At 33.7% G+C, this 24,297-nt stretch carries 20 protein-coding genes; 1 reads left to right on the top strand and 19 read right to left on the bottom strand.

Annotated elements, in window-relative coordinates; translation table 11 throughout:
• A complete protein-coding gene (locus ACLRVU_RS03435) occupies positions 1-3,111 on the top strand; it encodes an FtsX-like permease family protein (RefSeq protein ID WP_412890711.1) in 3,111 nt (1,036 codons plus the stop codon).
• A gap of 57 nt (positions 3,112-3,168) precedes the next feature.
• On the opposite strand, the gene ACLRVU_RS03430 is transcribed toward ACLRVU_RS03435, so the two are convergent.
• The 19 genes from ACLRVU_RS03430 to ACLRVU_RS03340 all read right to left on the bottom strand — a co-directional run bounded on the left by ACLRVU_RS03430 (position 3,169) and on the right by ACLRVU_RS03340 (position 24,262).
• A complete protein-coding gene (locus ACLRVU_RS03430; protein ID WP_412890710.1) occupies positions 3,169-3,519 on the bottom strand; it encodes a hypothetical protein in 351 nt (116 codons plus the stop codon).
• A gap of 178 nt (positions 3,520-3,697) precedes the next feature.
• Positions 3,698-4,753 (bottom strand): N-acetylmuramoyl-L-alanine amidase, encoded by a 1,056-nt coding sequence (locus ACLRVU_RS03425; protein ID WP_412890709.1) that lies wholly within the window; start codon positions 4,751-4,753, stop codon positions 3,698-3,700.
• A 13-nt stretch (positions 4,754-4,766) separates the two neighbouring features.
• Entirely contained in the window at positions 4,767-5,123 is a 357-nt protein-coding gene (locus ACLRVU_RS03420) for a hypothetical protein (protein WP_412890708.1), read from the bottom strand.
• A 70-nt stretch (positions 5,124-5,193) separates the two neighbouring features.
• Positions 5,194-5,670 carry a hypothetical protein gene (locus tag ACLRVU_RS03415; RefSeq protein WP_412890707.1) on the bottom strand — a complete coding sequence of 159 codons (477 nt, stop codon included), beginning with the start codon at positions 5,668-5,670 and terminating at the stop codon, positions 5,194-5,196.
• An 82-nt stretch (positions 5,671-5,752) separates the two neighbouring features.
• Positions 5,753-5,878, bottom strand: a complete 126-nt coding sequence (locus ACLRVU_RS03410; protein WP_412890706.1) for an XkdX family protein — start codon at positions 5,876-5,878, stop codon at positions 5,753-5,755.
• Positions 5,878-6,234, bottom strand: a complete 357-nt coding sequence (locus tag ACLRVU_RS03405) for a hypothetical protein (RefSeq protein WP_412890705.1) — start codon at positions 6,232-6,234, stop codon at positions 5,878-5,880. The genes ACLRVU_RS03410 and ACLRVU_RS03405 overlap by 1 nt, the downstream gene beginning before the upstream one ends.
• Positions 6,235-6,248: 14 nt before the next feature.
• Entirely contained in the window at positions 6,249-7,136 is an 888-nt protein-coding gene (locus tag ACLRVU_RS03400; RefSeq protein ID WP_412890704.1) for a hypothetical protein, read from the bottom strand.
• A 15-nt stretch (positions 7,137-7,151) separates the two neighbouring features.
• Positions 7,152-8,171 carry a hypothetical protein gene (locus ACLRVU_RS03395; RefSeq protein ID WP_412890703.1) on the bottom strand — a complete coding sequence of 340 codons (1,020 nt, stop codon included), beginning with the start codon at positions 8,169-8,171 and terminating at the stop codon, positions 7,152-7,154.
• Positions 8,172-8,181: 10 nt separating this feature from the next.
• Positions 8,182-9,378: a hypothetical protein gene (locus ACLRVU_RS03390; protein WP_412890702.1), complete on the bottom strand. Its 1,197-nt coding sequence runs from the start codon at positions 9,376-9,378 to the stop codon at positions 8,182-8,184.
• Between the two features lie 16 nt (positions 9,379-9,394).
• On the bottom strand, positions 9,395-9,757 hold the full coding sequence (locus tag ACLRVU_RS03385; protein WP_412890701.1) for a hypothetical protein: 363 nt from the start codon (positions 9,755-9,757) through the stop codon (positions 9,395-9,397).
• A gap of 40 nt (positions 9,758-9,797) precedes the next feature.
• Positions 9,798-10,997, bottom strand: coding sequence for a hypothetical protein (locus ACLRVU_RS03380; protein WP_412890700.1), 1,200 nt, complete (start codon positions 10,995-10,997; stop codon positions 9,798-9,800).
• A 107-nt stretch (positions 10,998-11,104) separates the two neighbouring features.
• Positions 11,105-13,225: a tail fiber protein gene (locus tag ACLRVU_RS03375; RefSeq protein WP_412890699.1), complete on the bottom strand. Its 2,121-nt coding sequence runs from the start codon at positions 13,223-13,225 to the stop codon at positions 11,105-11,107.
• Between the two features lie 4 nt (positions 13,226-13,229).
• Positions 13,230-13,430 (bottom strand): hypothetical protein, encoded by a 201-nt coding sequence (locus ACLRVU_RS03370; RefSeq protein ID WP_412890698.1) that lies wholly within the window; start codon positions 13,428-13,430, stop codon positions 13,230-13,232.
• Positions 13,423-17,262 (bottom strand): hypothetical protein, encoded by a 3,840-nt coding sequence (locus ACLRVU_RS03365; RefSeq protein WP_412890697.1) that lies wholly within the window; start codon positions 17,260-17,262, stop codon positions 13,423-13,425. Before ACLRVU_RS03365 ends, ACLRVU_RS03370 begins: the two co-directional genes overlap by 8 nt.
• Positions 17,262-18,068 carry a phage tail domain-containing protein gene (locus ACLRVU_RS03360; protein WP_412890696.1) on the bottom strand — a complete coding sequence of 269 codons (807 nt, stop codon included), beginning with the start codon at positions 18,066-18,068 and terminating at the stop codon, positions 17,262-17,264. Before ACLRVU_RS03360 ends, ACLRVU_RS03365 begins: the two co-directional genes overlap by 1 nt.
• Positions 18,068-18,394: a hypothetical protein gene (locus ACLRVU_RS03355; RefSeq protein ID WP_412890695.1), complete on the bottom strand. Its 327-nt coding sequence runs from the start codon at positions 18,392-18,394 to the stop codon at positions 18,068-18,070. The genes ACLRVU_RS03360 and ACLRVU_RS03355 overlap by 1 nt, the downstream gene beginning before the upstream one ends.
• A gap of 44 nt (positions 18,395-18,438) precedes the next feature.
• Positions 18,439-23,319, bottom strand: coding sequence for a hypothetical protein (locus tag ACLRVU_RS03350; protein WP_412890694.1), 4,881 nt, complete (start codon positions 23,317-23,319; stop codon positions 18,439-18,441).
• Positions 23,320-23,406: 87 nt separating this feature from the next.
• On the bottom strand, positions 23,407-23,946 hold the full coding sequence (locus tag ACLRVU_RS03345; protein WP_412890693.1) for a hypothetical protein: 540 nt from the start codon (positions 23,944-23,946) through the stop codon (positions 23,407-23,409).
• Positions 23,947-23,998: 52 nt separating this feature from the next.
• Positions 23,999-24,262, bottom strand: a complete 264-nt coding sequence (locus ACLRVU_RS03340; RefSeq protein ID WP_412890692.1) for a hypothetical protein — start codon at positions 24,260-24,262, stop codon at positions 23,999-24,001.
• Between the last annotated feature and the right edge of the window lie 35 nt (positions 24,263-24,297).

The raw sequence follows: 24,297 nt of genomic DNA, 5'->3' as shown, positions 1-24,297 counted from the left end.
ATGAAGAAAAAAGCTTATCAACTGGTTTTTAGAAGAGGTCTTAGAAAAACAAAATCTCGTTTTCTTTCTATCTTTGTCATTGTTTTTTTAGGGGCTTCCTTTTTTGCCGGATTAAGAAATACGCCGATCACAATGCAAAAATCGATGGATGCTTATTTAAAGCAGCATGACTATGGTGATTTAAATCTTATTTCTTCTTTTGGCTTTACGCAGTCCGATATTGATAAGATTGCGTCCATCGAAGGAGTCAGCAAAATTGAAGGGGCTTATCGAACCGATGTTGTTTTAAAACAGGAAGACCTAAAAAAAGAAGTGAATGTGATTGCTCATGGACAGACTCAGAGGTTTTATTCACCGGATATTATCGAGGGACGCAACATTGAAAATGATGGTGAATGTCTTATTGATGCCCGTCTCGAAGATTTGGATTTATTAGATAAAACGATCACCATTCAAAATGATACTGGTGAGTTGAATCTGAAAGTAGTGGGAATTGTTCATGATTCTCGTTATATTTCAAATATTCAAAGAGGGACAAACTCTTATACGAATGCTGAAAATGAAGGGTTCATTATCGCAAGAAACAATGACATAAAAACACTTGCGATTCCAAGTGAATTAGGAGATCTGCGTAATCATGAAAATATTTATAATGAAATTGTGGTGGGGTATGAAGTAAGTCAGACGATTGGTTATTTTGATAATCAGTATGATGATGTGACCCGCACGGTAAAAGCGAATATTACGGATATGCTGCAAAATGATTTGGTAAAGACAAAAAAAGAAATTGTCGGACGTTATGAAGATGAACTAAGCGGTCCGTTAAAAGAATATGAAGATGGATTAGAGGAATATAATCGTAATAAAGAAGAATTCACTAAGACAATCAATAACGCTAAAATTCAATTGCTGGAAGGAAAAATAGCGATCATTGAAAATAAAAAACAATTATTAGATGCGCAGAGTCAGCTGAATGAACAGACAGCTACAGCGGGAGGGGAAATTGACTCATTAAATCAGAAAATCAAACAATATCAAGAAGAGATCAATGCGATTCCAAAAGTAGATGTTGCTTTGCCAGATAAACCTGTTGATCCGGTTTTGCCGCCTCAGGATCAGATTGAGGGATCATTGGATCAAATCAATCAGGAAGCAAACAAAAGCTTAGAAGAATTAAAAGACAAAGTGAATGTCATGAGTGAGAAACTGCAGACGACATTAAATGGTGTTAAGCAGCTGATCAATGCCAATGTCGAATTAACGAAAGCCAATAATGAATTAGAGCAGGCTTCTTTGGAAGTGCAGAAACAAGAAGCAGCTTTAGAAAATACAGAGATCGATACGACTCGGCAGTTAGAAGAGGCAAAAGCACAGTTGGACGATGCGAAAATACAGATTGATGAGGCACAGCAGAAAATCAAGGATATTCCTGACGGTGTTCTGTACTCGCTGACGAAAAATGAAAATGCCGGGGTTGTCAGTTATCAAAATGATACACAGGCAATGGATGCATTGTCGAAGGTGTTCCCATTAATGTTCTTTTTAGTCGCAGCATTAGTTTCGCTGACCACGATGACACGTATGGTGGAGGAGCAGCGTCTGCAAAACGGAACGCTGAGAGCATTAGGATATTCCAAAAAAGATGTCATGCTTTTATATATTAAATATGTATTATTAGCTACGTTCTTTGCCAGCATATTGGGGATTGCCTTTGGTACAGTTTTCTTTACAAACATTATCTATTATTTATATACGAGTCTGCTTTATCAGGTAAATGCGGCGATTCATATTCATTTAACTCCGTATATTATTCCATTAACACTGTTTATTTCGGTAATCATTACATTAGCGGTTACGGCTTATGTGATCTATGCTGAATTAAACAGTAATCCGGCAGTACTTCTTCGTCCTAAACCGCCGAAATTAGGTAAACGTATCTTCTTAGAAAAGATTAATGTGATTTGGAAGCGCCTGAACTTTAATCAGAAAGTTACGGTCAGAAATATGTTCCGCTATAAAAAACGTTTCTTTATGTCTATTGCGGGGATTGCCGGCTGCAGTGCTTTGATTGTGACTGGATTTGGTATTAAAAATTCTATTAAACAGATTATCCCACTACAGTTCAATGAAATATGGAACTTTGATGGCAGTGTCAGTTTAGATGCTGAAATCGACAGTGACAATTTAACGGAAGTGGTGAATAATGTCAGTGCTCAATATAATGTGGCAAAAGCAATGGCGATCAGTGAAAAATCAACAGCTATCACTTCTTCAAAACATGCCAAAGAGTTAAATGGAACATTTAGAGTGTTATCAGAACGTTATAATGATCTGGTTCATTACTATGATGATGATCTTAATGAATTGCCTTTAGAAGACGATGGAGTTATCATCAGTAAGAAAACCGCGGAGTTATTGAAAGTGAAGTTAGGAGAAAAAATTACGTTAACTATTCACGCTCAACCCTATTCAGTAACGGTTTCGAATATATGTGAGAACTATTATGGACACTATGTATATATGTCAAAAACGATGTATGAAAATTTAACTAAGGAAACATTAACCTATAATCAGATTTTATTTAGAATGAAAGATAATAATACAGAGCTGGAAGATCCGCTTGCTACTGTTTTAAAGGAACAAAAGCATGTCAAGAGTGTACAGTTCATATCTTCTGCAAGTGAAAACTTTAATACGATGATCAAAAGTATCGATATCGTTGTGGTGATTATCATTGTGGTGGCAGCGATACTTGCCTTTGTCGTTTTATATAATTTAACCAATATCAACATACAAGAACGTATGAATGAGATTGCTACAATAAAGGTGCTGGGTTTTTATCCGAAAGAAGTTTATGATTACGTTTTTAGAGAAAATATTCTCTTGTCTGGCATTGGCGCAGTTTTAGGATTAATGTTTGGAACTCTGCTGCATCAGTTCGTTATTCGTACAGTAGAAATTGATGCAACGATGTTTTATCGTTCTTTGGATTTAATGAGTTATGTCTATGCCTTAGTCTTGACGGTTCTATTTACGTTTATTATCAACCGGATCATGCGTAAGAGCTTGGATGAAATTGATATGATTGAGTCTTTAAAGAGTATTGAATAATGTAAAAAGGATGTTCCCCTGATTTCTAGGGGACATCCTTTTATTAGTTAACTAAAACTATAATTTTTCAAATTGATCAATAAAATACTTACGCTGAACTTTTAAACTGCTTTTTAATTTTTTAGTAAGGTACTCACTTAATGATACCGAAAGCAGAAGATATCCAGCAATCTCAAATAGGGTTAAGGATAGAATAAAGGGCTGTTTAAAAATAAAGTAAAGCATCATGGAGAATGCTAGAATATAGATCGCATATCTTAAACTTTTACCTCCTAAAAACAAATCATAAATAGAAGCTCGAGCTTGCTTAAGTGTATCATTGATGTGTCGTATATACATGGCACATTTTTCTTTTGTGAGTTCTTCATCAGGATTAATAAAGTCTTGAACGATTTCAATTTTTATCATAACTAACCTCCTTAATGTATTTATTATACCAATTAATAAAAAAATATACCAGTATTGTGCAACGCCTCTGTATAAATATTTAAATAAAGAGATGAGAATATCTATTTTAATGGATAGAGGAAACAGTGTGAATTCAAAAAAATAGGATAGAAAGATAATTTCTTTCTATCCTATACCATTAGCTGAATTTGACGCCGTCATCTAATGAAGCATAAACATTTACACGACCAAAAGTCTCAGTGTCGATCGTAACTACATTTGTTTGTGGTTGATCAACGATAACATATGTTAAGTCTCCATAATATCCCGGGTTAATCTGCCCAATCTGATTTCCGTAAATGGGCGCTGCACCTAGTGGATACACGTTCCACGCTCCCCCAGATTGAGGGAATGTTACCGTTCCAGTATTAGACTCAGCTGAAGGAGTAGAAGCATTCAGCACTTCTCGAATATCACCGTCATTAACCCAGCATAATCCTTGATCTAATAGATAAGGATTTTTTGCATCTGCAATGATTTTAGTAATCGTTCCTGTATCTCTTGCCATATCAGAGGCATTTAAATGTTCGCTAATAGGTGCGTTTGAACTTGTATAGCAAGTGCTAAATCTAACAATGTCACCAATACTATAAGCTTGAACATGAGTTGAATTGTTTGGAGTAGGGAGAGGAGATGTTTGATCATTCGATAGAGTTAAACCAAATCCGTCAACGACTCCTTGAACGACACCATCTGCAATTGCATATTTGTTAGATTGATATGTATGGATATCAGAAGCATTTGAAATAAAACAAACTTCCAATAAAGCACCGCTCATTCCTAAACTATGAACTCTGTTAATAACACCGAAATTCTCACGCTTAACACCATCAAACATTGAATCATTATCACGTAAAGTGAAAAAATTTGCCATATGCTTCATAATCTCTTGTTCTACGGTAATGCCTGATTCTTCATGAACAACGTATATTTCTGACCCATAAGCAGCACTTGAAGCACTGTTAAAATGCACCTCTAATATGTATGTATAGGCATTGCTAATATTTAAGCAGCCCTTGCATAAATCTTGAAATGCATCTCTATTTTGATCGTATACATCTACAACAGCATATTTACTAAGTTTAGGAGCGAGGATATTCACAAATTCTCTTGTTAAATTTGCTTCTCTATATCCGTTACCGCAAGCTCCTGCATCACCAGCACCATGTCCGCTGATTAATAAAATTTTCGCCATTCGGTTTTCCTCCTCATTTTGTAACATTTAAAATGTCTTGTAATGTTGTATAAGCTTCTTTGATGTATTTAGCGATGGCTAAACCAATGGTTAAAACAATACTAGCTATATTAACTATTTCTCCCCATTCAGTACTAGTTCCGCCTATAAAGATAATAGCTAAATCTACCGAAGCGACTAACATCAAAGTTCCTAGAATTAATACTGCAAATTGTACCAATCCTTTAAATAATTTTTTAAAACTAAATTGTTCTTTTTTAATGCTCAAATTTTTATAAAGACTTAATACAATATTAGCTCCATATGCCATTACAAAAACACCATATACTGCCATAATTGTTTTCATATCATTTAAAATTGTTTGTAACAATATTAGTTATCCTCCAATATAAAAAGAACGCTCTGTAAGGCAGTATTAATCTTGCAGATACGTTCTAGTATTATAAAAATGAGTTATCTCTACGACATTGTTTGAATACATCCAGAATATAATTGTATTGTTCATCGAGATAACCGTTTTTTATTCCTCTGCGCTCTGTATAATCGTGATAGTCCACATAAATATCCATGATATGTTCATATTCTTCCATTTTATGCTTTCTTCCATTATTGCAGGAATTAGCGAAATCTAAAATTTCACCTCTAATTCTCTTAGCCTCTTTTATATCACTTTCTACAATGTGCTTGTCTAATTCTTCTTTTACTTCTTTTATTTCAGATTGAATTGTGGTTATGTTTTCCATCATATCTTGATTCAGCTTTTTGCCAGACCATTTAAATGCCAAACCAATCCAATTTGAAAGGGTAGAGTAGGGGCTAATTTTAATAGGTGTAATCTGTATAATTACTCCAATGCCTGCAAGAAGACCAGCAAGCCATGTATAATTGTCTTGAATATATTTAATAAACTCAGACATGGTGTCTCCTTATAAAATTGTATTTAAAAGCCAGTCGTTTTGACTAGCTGTACCCTACTTAGATTAAAGTATCTCTGATTTATTATGTATTCTTAATAATATTTTGTTTTTCTTCTTGAGTGATCCAACCACATGATACAAACAGGGCTAAATCTGCATCAGCAAATAGCTTCATATTATAATATTCTCTTATAATTTTATATTCCATTATTTGATACCTGCCTTTAACTTTGCGATTTCTAATATGAGCTGAGAATTGATTTTCTCCTGTTCGCTTGGTTGATAAGTAACAGGGGAATATAGTGATTCCTTTTCTTCATCGGTTAAAAGAGTAGGGATCATATCTACTAATTTATAGTTGTATCTGAATTGAGCATCAATAATGGGGTAGCCATATTTTCTAATTAAATAATTAGGTTGACAATGCCCATAAACATCCCCATCTTCTCCTTCATCAATATAGATGTATCCTTGATCTGTTAATTCTTGTTCAGTATGGAAAGCAGTTCCTTCAATACTGATGATACAATTATTTGTATCTAGTTTTGCGTATACTTTGTACATTATTTATCTCCTTTCTATAATGGTTCTTTAGTTATTAATAAATTTCTTATTGATACGCTATATTCGGTATCTGTTTCAATAGGGAAAGAAGTTTCATCTGTTTTTTTAAATCGTAATCTCACACGATTTTTAAGAGCTTCTGTGCTAAAAGTTTTTAAAGTATAATTAAACTGTGTCCCTCCAGCATATGCAATAGCGGCTTCTATAGATGTCGTTGCTCCCGATAAATCAGACGGTAGCCACATATTAAAATTCAACAAATCATTTTTAGCCTTATTAGAAGCTGTAATATTAGAATCTGCATAAATACCGTCATAAAATATAACGTATCTTTGACACCTCATTAATGCAACAGTATAATCTTCTTTAATGTGTGGGTAAGCGATTGTCCCTTCGAATAAGTCACAATATATTAACTTAACCGAAGAATTTGGCTGTACATCGATATTTAATCGATCCTTACTAACAATCGCAGAATCAAACGTAAAAATGTTTATTCCGGATTCTAATTTCTTAACTCCATATAATAATACATCCCCTGTGACCAAAGCTACTTTAACTGTTGCAGTATATTTTCCATTTGTTAATGGGTTGTTTAATATTTGGACTAAACCATGTGTCGTTGTGTCCGTGTTTGTTATAGTAATTCCGTCATTCTCTACCGTTAATGACATTTTGTTTATTCTCCACATATCCACTGTATATATGGTATTACCAGCACTCATGTAACTGCTCAGTCCTCTTTGGTTACATTGAAAATCACCATTGACTAATAGATTAGGGCGATATAGATTGTCTACAACGGCTTTTATTGTAGGCGCATTGATATTACTATTACTTTCTAAAGTCGTTTCTGTGACAGCTTGTATGGGAGCTTTTTGAGACGTTTTAATTAATTTCATATTTAGGCTTCCTTTCTATAATGGTTCACAAGACAATGTTATATCATAGATACATGCCATTACAGTTAATGGTTCCGCAAATTCTGCGCGCAGTTGAATTCTTATTTTGTTTAAGGCAAGTGAATTATAAGATTTATAATTAATATTTCCCCCACTTGAATTGTAAGACCAACAATCAAAAGATGTAATACTTGGTATATTGGCCATTGGACTATAACCTGTGTTAAATAAATAAAAATTGTTACTATACGCATAAGTAATCGGCACGCATCCATGTATAAGTTGTAAATATCTTGTGCACCTTGCTAATGCTATTGGATAATCTTCTTTTACATGAGGATAAGCAATATCCCCCTCGAATAGGTCGATATATTCAAATGTATGTTCTTGAGAGTCTTTAATAAAGGTAACTAGCAATAATGCATTCTTATTACTTATATAAGCTAAGTTCATTGTATTCTTCCCTCCATAGTCGAAAGAATAAGTGACATCTTTTTCTTTTACAATTAAAGTACAATAGCGAACTATATTATCAAATTTAAAAGATATAGCATACGTTTTGTTTGGAACAAAATCCATAGGAATATATTGTCCTAGTCCAACAGTGACATTGGATATTATTTTGATGCTATTTGTTGTTGATGTTAATTTTGCACTCGTTACACCTGTTGTTGACTGCAAATACCACATATCCATTGTTAATTTTGCTGCAAGGATATTTAATTTATATTCACTGCTTCCTCTTTGATTAACTTGAAAATCATTATTTATTAGTAATTGTTTTCTTGGAACATAATCATAAACTTTATATCCTGTTGGTATATTAGCAATATCCCCTTGATAATCAATTATTGTACCGACTGGTAATGTATCTCCAACAACTCCGTCTGTTTCTAGTGTGGTTACTCGATCATCTATTGTTCTTACTACACGAACAGAGGGGGCGTTTTGGGTAGAATTGGATTCTAATGAATCTTCTACTTTACCTACGTTTAGTGGAGTTTGTTGGAATTTCTTTTGTATATATTGTGCCATTTAATACCTCCTAATAAATTTCTGCGTCTGCCCAATACTTAGTTTTGTATATCCTAACAAGACCACTTGTTAAAGATACTAAATTAACAAGAAGATAATTAGGAGTTCTTCCAAAGACAGGACTATTTGTGTTAATAAGTTCGCCTGAATCAATGGCGGTAATTGTAGGACTGACTCTGAATGGAATATCAAAATTAATTGTCATTGGAATTGTTTGCCCAGTAATGGCAGCGTTACTAGAAAATGAAATATAAATATATCGTCCGAACCTTTTACATAGAGCCAGTTCTTCGCTGTAAGACTTTGGTACAAATGGCGTCGCTAGTTCACCATACTCAAGCTTAGCCCAATTTATAATATTCGTCTTTTTATTTTTTAAATGAATTCCTGCAATTAATCCTCTTGTACCACTATCCATGTAAATTTCTGTAAAAATATTACCATCCGCAAAATAAGCATTATGCATATTACCATCAACACCATTGCTAACAGTGTTTAAAGAAAATGTATCAACGTATTTTTTGCCATCTACAGAGAATGAAAAAGTAAATACTTTATTTAATACTCTTGATTTAACCAGTTCTACATGTTGTAGTAACCCGATTTGATTATCCCCGAAGACACTTATTCCTTTTTCATCCTTTTGAAACAATATTTCTGATACAGTAGAAGTTCCACGGTGTATTTGCCATCTATCGCAAGCATATGATCCCGAACTAGGTGCAAGAACACTTTCACCCCTTTGCCAAATCTGAAAATCACCATTGATTAATAAATTAGGATTACTAAATGGTGGCTCTGCAATTTTATAGTTATCTGGGACAGGTTCTTCTCCTGTATATAAAAAACCGCTTCCTACAGGTAACGTATCACCAACTGCGGCATCTCCTTCTACAAGCAACTTCTTTGTTTCAGTTTCACTCTCCCAAACTGGTTGAACTGAGCTTTTAAGTTTTGCAGTGTTTACTACAATATCATTGTCAATTACGGATAAAATATCCACTTCTGATCCATCATTCTTTTTACCTTTGAAACTAACATTATTTTCTAATACAGGATTAGTTTTACTTAAAAAGCTTCTATTAACAGCATTTATACTTGGCGCATCTGTCATTGAATCAGAATCTATTGAGTTAATAATCGAACCATCATTTAAAGCTGTTATTTGTGTTACTTTTCTAATTCTTTTTTTCTTTTTAATTATCAATCTTTGTTATCTCCTTTTATTTCCATTTACCAAATGCGGTGTATTGTATAGTCACAATTCCTGCTGTGCTGGTATCAGCCGAGCAAGTTACCGATGATATTTTAGTTTGATTTCTTATTACGCCTATCACACTACAATATTTATAATCACCGTCATTCGCTGTGGAGGTAACTATTGTTGGATTGTCTACAAAAGGTACAGGAAAGATAAATGGATCGCTTATTGTATTTCTAAAACCTGTGCCATTTGCAACAAAAGTTCCTAAATTAAAATATTTTCTATGATAACATATCATGAATCCATTTGGGAGTTTTAAAGCTGCTCCATTTTCATTTTCGATAACTTCAAAACTTTCTAGTGTAGGGATTGCTTTCGTCATATTTTACCTTGTCTCCTATATTTCATAGTTTAATTTTTTCCTATTGTATAGATGGTTTACCAGCTTCTACCCATTCTGTGTAGTTACCAATATAAAGTAAGCCATTTTCTTGTTTTATATAAAATGTTTGACCATTTAATACATCACTTAGTTTTGTATCATTGTCGATATACACTTGATCTGCACTGGTTTCAATCATCACTGCTTTACCTGTGCTATCTGTTAGTTGTACTTTAACCATTTCTTTAGAGCTGTCTCGTATTGTAGCCATAGACATAGATTTTTGCACATTACCATCTAAATCTATAGTGCTTAAATAACCTTCAACTGTGTTACCATTTTCTAAAAAGACTTCTGATGCTTCATAGGTTTCATCTACTTCCTCATATCCGGGAGGAGTAGGTTGATCGGCATCAATTAAAACTTCTGCTCCAATAGGAAGCGTATCTGTTCCATTTTTCCCTACTATTTTGAACTGCGGCTCCCATACATCATTTACTTTAATAAAGAGATACTGGGCATAGTCACCGACTTCTTCAGTATTAATATAACTATCGCCATTTCTTCCTAGAGATGGGTTGGGAACACCTATACCATTTAGAATGGTCAAACCATTGAAATCACCGTTTAATACTTTTTGATTTACATTGTCAATTAATTCTCGTGTAGTGTTTGTTGTCGCATCAATAAGAGACTGAACATTTTCACTGGTTGTATTATATAAATTATCTAAACGTGTATTGTTGTCAGCGACTAATTTGTCTATTGTATCTTGCTGCAATGCAGCAACGTCCTGTAATTTTCTTGTGTCTTCTAAAATCGTTTTTATTGCGGGATTAATGTGATCACGTAATTCTTGCATCAGGAAATCACTTAATACCATTTTCCAAGTCTCTTCGTCAGCTGGAAGAGGATTACTTTTTCCCGAACTTTTATTCACTCGAATATTAATCACGTTTGTATTCTTTACTTCATCATCTTGAGCAATTGACAGGGATAAAGCGATTATTCCACTTTCCTCAAATACTTCTTTTGGGAAGACAAGAGTGTCATCTTCAAGCATTTTAGGTGTAGTGACATATTGTTTGTTTTTTCCATAGGCAATAAATGGAATGATAATATGTCCGTTATACACTGGATCTCTTATAAGGGCTACTTTAACGTTTTCACTATATTGTGTTGGAAATGTTTCAAAATTTTTTTCTAATGTTAATCCGTTTTGTGTAATAATATAGTTCATTTATTCTCCTTTCTATGTTTGTTTATTTTATAGATTTTTTTAATATCATGGAAAATATTGATTTTTAATATTGTAAGTCAGATTATAAATAAGGTTTTAATAAAAAATTAGTATTTAATAATATAATTCAATATAATATACGGCTGCATATTATTATGAACCTGTCCGTCACCAGTGTTACCGATGTTTGTTGTTGCAGTATGCGTATGAGCGCCGCCACTGCTAACTGTAATGGTATGACTATGTGCACCATTAGATGCAACTGTAACAGTGTGTGTATGTACCCCACCACTTCCCATACTATGAGCGTGATTACCACCAATAGCCGATATACTATGATTAGGGGTTCCTTCATCCCATGTGATTAAACTACGTTCCACAGAATATGGTTGACCATAGGGATAATATTTTAATCTATTTTTGTCTGTAGCACTTCCATCAACATATAACGGAATATTCAAGTTTCCACTATTATTAATGGTATGTGTATGTCCGCCAGCGCTATCACTTGTTGAAGTATGTGCGTGACTTCCTGCGCTTGTGTTTGATGCACTATGCGTATGAGCACCGCCACTGTTCACTGTAGTCGTAGCACTGTGATTATGTGCTGGAATTTGATTGGTCGTAAGTGTGACTGTTTTGGCTCCACCGGTAATCCCTAGTGTTTTAAAATCGTTATCTTGGTCATCCATTCCAACTGGAATGCGGCTTCTTAAATCAGGTAAATTAAACGTTGTACTTCCGTCACCAGCACCATATTTAGTGCTAATAACATCAAATAATTTAGCGTATTCAGTTCTACTAATTGCCTGTCCTTGACATAATAAGTAGCCACTCGGAGCCGTTTCCCCAGCGAATTGAGATATTACTCCTACAGGCGTTGTGTGATCTCCTTCAAAAATAAATTTATGTTTAGATGATCCATCACTCCAAACCGGTGCGACAGATGAATTAATTTGTGATGGCAGGGTTACTGTACCCATATAAATTTTATCGTCACTCGATACTTTTGTTAAATTTGCATATGTGCCAAGTGTAGTTTTTCCAAAGATCGATATGTTATTTGGTATTTTTACTCCACTAGCCATTGTGACACTTCCTGTAAATGTACCCCCGCTTTTTTGCATATATTTCAGCAAATCCGGACTATCTATGGGAACTCCTTCTCCCCATGTACCATCAGAATTTTTAAAATAAAGCGTGGTACCTTCCCATTTGTGTTCCGGAATAAATTCTCCGGCATCGAGCATACGCTTGTATTCTTCTAAATTGATAGTTAAAGTACTTTGCATTTTATCGGTATTATCCTGTTGCTGTTCTGCCACTGATATAAGGGCATTGACTTCGCCTTGTTGCTTAGCCGCTTCTTTCTGTAAATTAGAGGCATTCATCTGTTGGTTAGTAGCTGCGGTTTGCTGATTTTCAGCTTCCGTAATTAAATCATTTATTTTCCCTTGTTGTTTTGTAATGGTGGTTTGTTGATCTGTTGAAGTCTTTATTAATTTATTTACTTCCCCCTGCTGTTTTTTTGCTTCTGATTGTTGTCTTATAACTTCTTCTTGCAAGTTGGTAGTATTCGTCTGTTGTTGCTCTGTCAAGGCTTGCTGATCAGAAGCCGTTTCTTGTTGCTGTTTAGCTTCCTTCATTAATTCTCGTGTAGTATTTGTTGTTGCATCAATAAGAGATTGCACATTTTCGCTGGTTGTATTATATAAATTATCTAAACGTGCATTGTTGTCAGCAACTAATTTGTCTATTGTATCTTGCTGCAATGCAGCAATGTCCTGTAATTTTCTTGTGTCTTCTAAAACTGTCTCTATCGCGGGATTAATGTGATCACGTAATTCTTGCATCAAGAAATCACTCAATACCATTTTCCATGTCTCTTCGTCAGCTGGAAGAGTATTGCTTTTACCAGAACTTTTATTCACTCGAATATTAATTACATTTGTATTCTTTACTTCATCATCTTGAGCAATAGAGAAGGATAGGGCAATGATTCCACTTTCTTCAAATACCTCTTTTGGAAAGACGAGAGTATCGTCAGTGAGCATTTTAGGTGTAGTGACATATTGTTTATTATTTCCATAGGCAATAAATGGAATAATAATATGATCGTTATACACTGGATCTCTTATAAAGGCTACTTTAACATTTTCACTATATTGTGTGGGGAATGTTTCAAAATTTTTTTCTAATGTTAATCCATTTTGTGTGATTTGAAACATTATTTTAATCTCCAACTTTTGTTAAAAGAAAATCTTTCATTTGTCTGATTAAATGAACCTGTTGATCATTAACTAAGACAAGAGACCGTCTAGCATTTTCAATGATTTTTTCACCGTCTTCATTAATAACGGAATAGGTATAAGCGATGGTTTCTCCTTCAGAAGTCATCATAGAGGTGAAACTAGTAATAATTGTTTTATTCATAATAATTCTCCAATCTTTGTAAATAAGAAGTAAAGAAATTAGATACTTCTCCTACAAAACTATTTTCTTTGTTGTAAATTTCTTGTATCGTATCCTTGTTTAGCTTAGTTACTGTATCTGAAACTTTTGTTGAATCTTTAACTAATCTATTATTTTCATATCCAAGCTGTTTAGCTTTTATATTCCAAAAAAATTTTAAATTAGAAGTTCCACCAACAATAAAGTAATCAGGATACATTTTTTTTGCATATATATCACCTAAGCCACATTTTGTTAACTGTATATAATATTGATTTTTTGAATTAATTGTTTCTCTAAAAATAGGATCAATATAAATAATACACTCCCCATTTGCAGCAATATAGCCAATACCACTGTCTTCAAATATTGGATCAGGTGATTCCACAGCATTAAGTAATCTTGTACTAAAATTTTGTGTTTGCACAATACGACTTTTAGTGCCATTAACAATTAGAGATGAACACGTTGCTTGTCCAAGCGAACTAATTGCGGAAGTAAGTCCCATAAGACTTATGGATTTAGCTGATATGGTTTTAACTCCGGTCATACCGAAAGATGAAAATCCTGTGTCAACTAAGACTGTTCCATCACTAAATTTGGGATCATTTTTAGCTGTGAATTTCCAACCGAAAAATTTGTCAGTTGCACCAGTTTTTTTCATATAAAGATTAAAATTTCCATATACCTTACCAGTAACCTCTGGATCATCATAAGATGTATTTTCTACTACATATGATAGTGCATTAGCCGAAACATCTAATCCACCGATCATACCACTTTTTGCAGTTATTTTCCCTTGAAAATCTCCGTTAATACTTTTCATTTTACCCATAGTATCAACAGTAAAGTTAGAACCATTTGTAATGGTATTACCATTAATTGTAGAGCCACTAATCATTCCACCAGAAATTGTGCTTCCTTTTATAGTTGAGCCATTTATCAATCCACTTGCTATAATATCTTTTAAATTTAATGCTCCATTATTATCTATAAAAACAATATTGTTACCATCTTTTTGAATAGTAAAGACTTTTTGATATTTGCCATCTTTATTCGTTGAATTCAGCGTTAACCCATTCTCATCGAAAATCATCGTACCACTCTTACTTGATAATTTTAGAGTCTCACCAATAATTAATCTCCCAATCAAAGTTTCAGCATTTATACCATAGGTAGCCTTTTTTTCGTTTGTGAGGGGATCAATATACCAATACTTCCCTATTGCTGTTTTAACGGTTTCCCAATCATCATCAGTAAGTAAGATTGAAGTTTCAGTCAGTTTCATTTGCTCCGGTTCGTAAACATCTTCTATATCATCGTATGCGCGTAAAGTAAGCCCATTTTTATCCGTAGTAACTTTTCTTTTCTTGTCGTTAAAGATTTTTAGTTTTGTTAGGTCCAATCCTTCTTTAAGCCAATCTTGTACGACTGCATTACCTTCTGCTCCCTGTGATGCCTGATGAGTAGTGTAAGAGTAATTGGTTGACATGCTTTTGGCAGAATTTAATATATTTTCGATATCAGATAACAGATGATTCGTTTTTGTTGTCGATGAAAAAATTAAGGGGATATTATCTTGTGAATTTAATGCTTTTTCACAGCTGATCAAGCGAACCTTGTATACATAATCATCTATGGAAAGATGAATCCAGCAGCCTAGCTGAAGCTGTTCAACATGATTTCTAAATTGTTCTATTGAAAGAAAATCTTTGAATTGTCCGGTAATATTGATATGATGGGTAGAAGATTTCATTAGTTCTTGTGAAGCTATTTTAATAAATTCTTCCGCTTTAGCAATCATTTGACTGTTGTTTAGCGTGGCAGAGACATAGTTCTGATTTTCATAGGTATCTTCTCTGCGATAAGTATTAAACAGTGTCCATAGTGAATGTCCTAGAAATAACTTTAAATCCAATACCTCAGCAATATCACTCTTTATTTTTTCTATCATTGAAAGTGTATCTGTACATCTTTTTAATTCATCAACTCGCAGATCATATTCCTTTTTGATTAGATTCTTGCGATTAAAGTAGGGAACATAAAAGCTTTCATAGAAACTCGCTCCATATTGTCCCTGACCTAGGTCAGCTAAGATATTTAAAGCGGCTTCATAAGCATCTGAAAATGATAATAGGCGATTTTTAGAATAATAACACAAAGCAGTTTTGAATTGAGATTCACTGTCAGAATATGGAATATTGATAAGATCATAAATACTTCCATGTTCTTCATCATCGGATAATTCCTTTTCGATCTTTTGTTTTAAATAGATCTCATACTCATTATTAATAATAATGGTCAAAGTGTCAGAAAGAAAAGAATCTTCCTTGTCAGAATATTTATAGATATGAATTTTACCAGACCAACGGCATTCGTAAATACCTGAATTATTTTGTCCTAAATAGTCAAATGATTCAGTCTGTAGTGTAGCGGTATATCCCTGTGATAAGATAAATTGTATGTAATTCTTAATTGCACTTTCTGCTGTTTGCTGACTGGTTGATGCACTGACTTTGGATAATCCGATCGGACTGATCTCTTTGAGCAGCACTTTTTCTAATTCTTTTTGAGCTGTTTTTTCATCATCTAAAACCGTAGGCAGCAAGCCAGATTCCAAATAATATTTGAAATCGATAATACTATAATTCAGGCTGGTGAGATAAGCATAACCTACTTGAGCATCATCTATTTCAACGAATGCATTATCAGTCAGCACTTTGTTGTTATCATCATCGTATTTGTAACTGGCATAGGAATGATGATTGTATTTTTTGACTAATGCATTAAAGCTTTCTTTTAATGGATCATTATCACAATGAATTTGATATTCATTTAAATAACAGTTATATAAAACATCATAATCTTGCAGTTTGTCAACTAGCGCTTTAGGCATACCTTGTTTCATATCATCTGAGAAATAATAGATATAATCTGAACCGTTAGGATTTAAATTTCTGATCGTCGCACTCATTAATTCATCGCCGGCTTTTAAGCGGAAGCAATTTTTTATTTGGTCAGCATTATCTTCAAGACTGATCGATTCAGCGATATTATCTGTACTGATAAATATAGAGGTTTCTTCACCATAGGGTTCCATAATCTGTTCATTGCCGCATTTAGAACAGATCTTCATTTGATCTTCACGATGCCCGCAGTGCTTACAATAATACAGTAGGTCATAAACATTTATCGTTCTATTAAGACTGTCAAATTGAAATAAACATTCTGTTTCATCGGCAATCTCCATCAAAGCATCGTATATACTGATATTGTCAAAGGTAAATGTTTTTTGAACTTTCCTTAGCGATAATGCGACATAACCGATGGAATAATGGGGAATTTTTTCCATTAACCGATTTAATAATGAGGCTTTCGGGTATTCCTCATTATAAAATGTAGTAGGGATCGTATATTCTTCTCTTAAAATATCATTCTTAGTATTGATTTCAATATTATATAAGTTAATTTGACTGAGTTCTGCTTCACATAAACTGATTCCACTTAAATGTTTTATGGTTGAATCATTTTCGTCTAATGATATTTTTGCTTCATAATATCCGGCAGGTTCAGGAATATAAATCGTTTTAAGAGAAGTAAGCTGATCCCATTGTCTGCACGAAATACCATCGAGTTCTTTATAGATGTCTGCATATATTTCATCTGCCGCATTAAAGTTAAATGAAATTTTTGTATTCATTACATTTTGAATGATGCCATGTTTTTCTAACATTTTATCAGCGACTACAAGTTTTAATTCTTCCGTATTACCTAGAATATCTTTTGGCAAAGTGTTAAGGCTTTTATTATTCACTATACCACCACCGTTTTTCTAATTGGAAAATAAGAAAGTTTAATCAGACATTTTCTATTGCAAGATATTTTATTTAAAGAAGAATCATAGGATTTATTTAAATGTGGGAATATATAATTAAAATCCTTTTTGACATTGTGTTCTAGGCTGGAATAGATGGAAAAATTTGTGTAATCGACCTCAATCCTCTCATTTTCTTTGCAATTAGCAATTTTCATGACACGGTTTTCTTCAGAGTGATTAAAAAAAAGAAAATCACCCGCTTCTTTTAACTCGATAGACATGGATAGGGGATAGCAAGAGCCAATGCGATCTGTATCTAAGATGAACTCATATTGAGCATCTTTTGTAAAATCACAGCAAAGGGTCCTTTTCTTACCATGTGCCCAAGGAGAGTCTGTCATGAAAGTGAGTTCTAAGCCGTATATCTTAGTTTTAAAAGTGATCGGGGAGATCGTTGTAAAAGTCCCTTCATAAAAAATATCATCATATTCTTCTTCAAAGGGCTGAAACTCAAAATATTTTTCTGTTTGCAGCCATTCTGTAATTTCTCTAACCTCATCTAAATCAAATTCTGATAACAGTCCATTCTCTTTGTTTTTACAGATTTGAAAAGTTGCGGATAATGGCTGATCAAACTTGCTTTCAGCGATCATAAAGCGATTATTTGATCGTTGTTTAAAAGAGGTGAAACTTAATGAAGATCCAGCAGTAATATTTACACCTGAATTTCCATTGAAATTACATATAAGACAATTAAAATCAGATAGATTTTTGTCTCTGTAATTAAAATCATTAAATAACATTATCTATGATCACCTAATTTCTTTTGAATATCTTTAATACTCATTTCGACTGTATTTTGATAGTGTATTTTTAATTTGTTAATCTCATTTAATACTTTTATATAATCCTGTTTATATTTTTCTGCGTTTCTTTTTTCTGTGTTTACAGCGTTAATTGCATTTTCTAATTGAACCAGCATCGCTTGATAGGCATGGATCGAAGATTCAATGACCTCTTTTTTACTAAGCAGTTCATCATTTAGTGACTTCTTTTCTTTTTCTAATTGATGGATTCTCGTTTTTAAATTATGGTTGTTTATTTCCATTTTCTTTTTTTTACTCCACATATGATTCCCCTTTACTTTAATAAGATAAAGAGGGGAGATCCCCTCTAAAATTTATATCGATTTTTCTGCAGTTTAGTTCCAAAACCTAATTCTGTACCGATTTCCGATTTTATAACACTCATTAGATTATTATCATTCAACATAGCATTTCTGAATTCTTTATAATTTGTAATATTAGGCAAAGTTACCGATAAATTATCTAAATACAGATGGTTAAGTTCTTTAGATGAGGTGTATCCATTACCTTGAATCTGTTCCATTGCTTTGTTTAATGTTGGAAGTCCGTTAATTAAAGACTGCATGGAAGGCATTAAAGCTAATGGAATAATTCCTTCTCCGCGCTTAAGGGTGTTGATTGTTAACATGTCATCGCCATTTCCTTGCGCAATTGATTGTAATTCGCCGACAATGCCTCCTTTGCTGTAACCCATGATGCCTCTGAATTTGCTTAGCATCCAAGTGTTTTGTGCATAAGAGCCAATGTAGGTTCCGCCTCCGCCAAGCTTTCGATAGTATTCTTCGCATCTTGCAAAACTGCTGTCAAAATCATAGTATTTTAAAGCATCAACGATAGAGGTGTAACGATTAAGCTGGTTTTTAGGATAGGAATCTTTTTTGGAAACGAAGATTGATTTTAAGGAATTATTGGAATTATTGCTGCCTGTATTCGTGCCGGAATTACTTGCATTGGAATTGGATCCGCTGTTATTATTTGATCCGGAATTAGAAGCAGGACGGTTTGTTTCCTGTGCTTTTTTTTCTGCTTCTTGTTTTGCTTTTTCGGCTTTAATATTGGCTTTATCGATCATTGCCTGAATATTTGTTTTAATACTATTAATAGCGGTTTGCAGTGTTGTCAGATGACTGCCGAACTGATCTCCGTATTTTACTATCGTATTTTGAATACCATTGCTGCTGCCAATCATTTTGTCTGTATTTAAACCAAAAATTGTTTGCATGGCGCCGCTTAAGGTGTAACCAAGATCATGGGCAGTATCTGTCAGAGTAGATCCGATAAGACCGGAGTTAGCATTTACTTGATCAATCAATTCGCCAAACCATAGATCAATATTGTCAAATCTCTCGTTTAGCCATAATTCTGCTTCTTCATATAATTTATCCAGCAAGACTTCTTGATCAGAAATATAGCGATCATATTCTGTGTCTTGAAGGTTATCTTTAGCTTGCTGTAATTGATCTTTAAGTTCCTGAACAGTTTTCTTTGATTCTTCACTGTTGTCATTACCATATACTCCTAATTGCTTTTCAATCTGAGAGATTTCAGTTGTTCGCTGGGCAATTTCTTTTTGGTAATTATATAAATCTTTTTCTGTTTGTAGCCACTCTTTGCGTTGATCAATCAATTCTTTTAGGGAATTCATCATTGTTTCATAGCCTTGTCTGGCTAAATCAACCATGGCCTGCTTTTCATCTTCGGCATTTTGAATTGATTTTTGCTGGAGTTCAACTAATTCTTGTCTGCGTTTTAAATAATCACTATTTAAGGAATCGTGTTGAAACTGCTGATCAAGATCTTTGATTTTTTTTGCGTATTCATCGGATTGCTGCATGTAAGTGTTATAATTGACTCCATGGAGACCCATCACCGCATTTCCTTCATTGGTTAAATCACCGGTGTTTGATATAAGCTTTTTATTTTCTAATAAACCAAGTAAGAAGTCAGATTCGGTTGTAACTTGTGAAATAGTATCTTGCAGATGATCGAATAAATCCCATTCAATATCTCGCATGCTGTTTCCAAAATCGATCAGGGATGCATTGGCATCTGTGATCGCATTTTCTACATCTAAAATCTTTTGAGTAAGTTCGTACCATTTTTCAGAACCGATTTCCATAGTTTTATTGTCTATAGCTTCGTTAACAGCGTTTTGCAGTGCTGCTTTCTCTTTTTCTAAAAAGCTGATATTTTCTAAGGTTTGATCTACTAAGTAAGAATAAAATTTCGCAGATGTTGTAAAGCCTTGATTTTTACTCATCTCCATGTACTTATTTAATTGGAGCGTTTTAAATTCAATGGTTGATAATTGATTATCATATTCTTTTGTAATATTCTCAAATTTTGTACTGAAAGCATCACTTAAATCTTTCTCCAAATTTTGTATCTTTTCAAATGCCTGCTGGGCATTCTCATAATATTTTTGGTATTCTTCAATTTGCTTTGCTAAAGCTTCGTCGTTAATCGTTTCAATGGTTAATGAGCCGTCTTGTATAAGGCTTTTATAATGATCGGATAAGCCAATCGAATTGGCCTGATCCATATAGGCTCCATAAACAGAGGATTGCAGCTGCAGTTCATCAACTAAATTTGTAATTTCCTGATTTAATGCAGAGTTACGTTCACTCCACGTTTTATATACATTAGATACTATATTGCCTAGCTGCTTGATCTTATTTTCAAGTCGGCTGATGGAATTGGTAATCCAATCAAATGTTTTTGAATATTGCTTTTCTTCTTTTGGCGGGGTATACCCATTTGATGAACTGCCTGTAGAACCTGTCTTGGTGGGTGTATATTTACCGGAACTGAAATTAGAGAGCTCGCCTGTATTGGCTGATTTTAATAAATTGATTTGTGTATCAATACTTGAAATAGCGGAGGTATATTTAGAAATATCGATTTCTAATTTTGAAGCCCATTCTTCAGGACTTTTATATTGGGCGGTGATTGGTGTAGGATCAGTTCCTTTGAAATTGCCAAGGTAAGTAGAGGATTTAAATTTACCGGTTCCTGCCGCTCCGCCAATGATGGCGGCTTTTCCGGTATAAGAGACTTGACCAGCTGATAAATTAGCGATTTGTCCGGCAACATTTGCCGCAGTGTGTCCTATGCCATCTAAACTAGTGGACATATTCTCAGCGTTGTCTTTAATACCAATAGCAGAAGCATCCGCGCTATTGACGAGATTCTCATTATTTTTTTCAGATACGCCAGCAACAACATTGCCAAACTCAGAAATGTTTCCGGCATTGACTTCGGCTATTGCTTTTTGTGCAGTGGCTTCATCCATTCCAAGATCAATCAGATATTGAGTAAGATTTTTTCTTACTTCTGAAGTCGCTAAAGTAGCGCCTTCTTCCATTGTCATTTTACCATTCGCGACTTGCTGTGCTATTTCTAATTCTGTTTCTGCTTTGATTTTCAGTCCAACTAAAGTGTTCTTGGCGTTTTCTAATTCCTGAATGCGCTGTTGTGTATCTTTATTTTCCATTTCTTGTTTTCCGGTAATAAAGGCATTAGCTTGATCTTCATTTAATTGCAGTAAGCCATCTCCTGTGATTTCACCCATGCTTAATATTTCTGGAAATATTTCCGCAAAATGGCGAGCTTCCTCAGCTGATAAAGTAAAGCTGTTACCTAAAGCCTCTTGCAGATCTGCCAAAGAGGTTAATGTATCGGATAACTCATCATAACGATTGATTGTTTCGTCTACTGCTGTTTTGTTTGCAAATTCATAAGGATCATAGGTATCCATATCTGCCATTGAAGCAAGTTGATTCTTAAAGGATGTAATGGCATCTTCTCCCTCGCCAAAAGAAAAACTAGCATTTTGAATAGCGTTAGCTAAATTTATATACTGTGATAAATCAAGATCATCTAAGGATCCTGCTTTTTGCATGGAGAGCAATCGCTCTTTGGTTAATTCAATATCTGAGTTGTTAAAGATATTATCGAATTGTGCTGAATTCCATTGTTCTGGAAACATGCTTTTAAGGATGTCATCATAGGAAGAATTGAGATCCTCATATTTATTTTTGATATGAATTTCGTCATTGGATAAAAATTGATGGTTTATTTGTTTGTTTAAAATATTCTCATATTCCGGTTTCATAGCGGAAAGAAGATTGGACATTTCTTCTAATCTTCCAGTTACAATGGTGGTGATGTTTTCAACTTTATTATGGGTATCAAGCCATTCTTTAGTGCCTTCTTTTAGTGTTCCAAGTTTATTTTGGAGTACATCGTAGGAGGCCATTAAGCTAGAAAGTCCGGCATTGTCACTTGCGGCTTGATCAATGTTCATTTCTCCGTTTTCTGCATTAGCACCATCGAATTTTATTTTACCGGCAAAATTCTCTCTGTCTTTTTGTGAATAAAAGTAATCATTTCCTTTCAAGGAAACATCATAAGCATCTTTCGCTGCTTTTTCTCTATCTTTTTTTAGTAGTTCTTCTTTTAAGATAATTTGTTTTTTTAATTCATCATTAGCTTCTTGGATTTTTTTAATTTCTTCTTGATCCGTATAGGAAAGGATACCTTTCCCTTGAATATTAGCGAGAGACGCATTGTTTGTATTAAGCTTGGTATTTAGATCGTTTAATTGCGCTTTGCTTTCTTCATAATGTGTTTTTGATTCTTCAGCAACATTAATAAGCTCTTCTTTAGTTTTATATAAAGAGGATATTAATTGAGTAAATCCATTGATCGCTAATGAAACTGCCATATCACTAAGACTATTCGTAAGCGTTGTTATAAAAGATTTTTTTAAAGAATCAACCAAAGTCATCGCTTTTTTTGTTTCGCCAATGGATTGTTTTAATGCTGCTGTTGATGAAGGAATATTTTCTAAAGTAGAATTGCTTTCTTTTTGTGTCGTTCCCTTTATTGGAAAATTGATTTGATTTGTTTTGATGCTGTCTTTTTTTAGTTTGTATGATGTTGTATTCATGGGTGAAGTTTGCTGCAACGACAATTCTTTTGACATAAACGAAATGTTCTTATCAAAAAGGCTGTTGGTCATTAGTTTATTGAGCTGCTGTGATAATGTGCGGATCGCAGTAGGGGATAAAGAAATTGTATCAATGGATATGGATAAATTTTTAATTTGATTTAATTGTTCTTGTATCATGGTTCCTGCTTTTGTTGATAAGACAGGAACGATATAAATTGAATTATTATTTGCCAAACCTATCCTCCTTTCTGTATTGAAGAAGACCAGCATTTAATCTTCTTATTTTTATAAATGAAGAATAAGAAATAAGATATTTATAGGTTAATTCATATTTTTAGGATCTATATCTTTATTCGGTACTTCTTTTTTTGTTTCTTTTTCTTTGATTTTACCCATCATTTTTACTAATTGATTATTATCGTTTAGAAGCAGACTTTTAGAAATGGACATTAATAGCTGATCGCTGTCTAATTCATTTAACAGACGTGTCAATTCAGCGAAAACGGCATTTAAGTTTGCAAATAAATGATTTGTTTTATTACTGTAGTTTTTCTTTTCTAATGCTTTGAGTTCTTTATTAACGGTCTCGACAAGAGACTCCCATTGCAGGCAATTGATCCCGTACTGAGTCGCACAAGGATAGACTTGAGAAGATAATGCATAAGCTTCGTTAGCGTCCATTTCTTGGTCAACATCAAAATAAAATAATAAGAAAGTATTTTGCAGAATAATATCTTTTACACTCCAGATGATGTCCCCGGTAGTTTCATTGACGCAGTTTTTAATGATATCATTATGTAGTGAAAGGTACTCAGATGCACTCATGCAGCTTTTTTTAACTTTTAAATCTTTTGTTGTCATTATGCTCTCCTTTTCTTTTTATAGATATCTTTGAGTATGATCGATTTGTTTTTTATGATAGTATTTCAGATATCTTCACACGGACATTGGGCAAGAATTGTTCCCATCCCGTCATATCGCATTGATTCAGCTTTTCTCTAGCTTGTTTTTTATTTAAAATACCATAGGTATAATCATTGATGATGAAATAGATTTGGTAATGATTTAAAGTATCTGTATGTTTTTTCCATGAATAGATTCCAATCGCCTCACAAGAATCACAGCTATGGTAGCCTGTTCCACAGATCACACACCAATGATTGAGTTTAGTTGTCATAAATAAGACAAAGGGCAGAGATTTCTACCCTTTAT

It is taken from the genome of Beduini sp., assembly GCF_047239305.1.
Taxonomy (GTDB): domain Bacteria; phylum Bacillota_I; class Bacilli_A; order Erysipelotrichales; family Coprobacillaceae; genus Beduini.
This window is presented reverse-complemented; position numbering and strand designations above follow the sequence as displayed.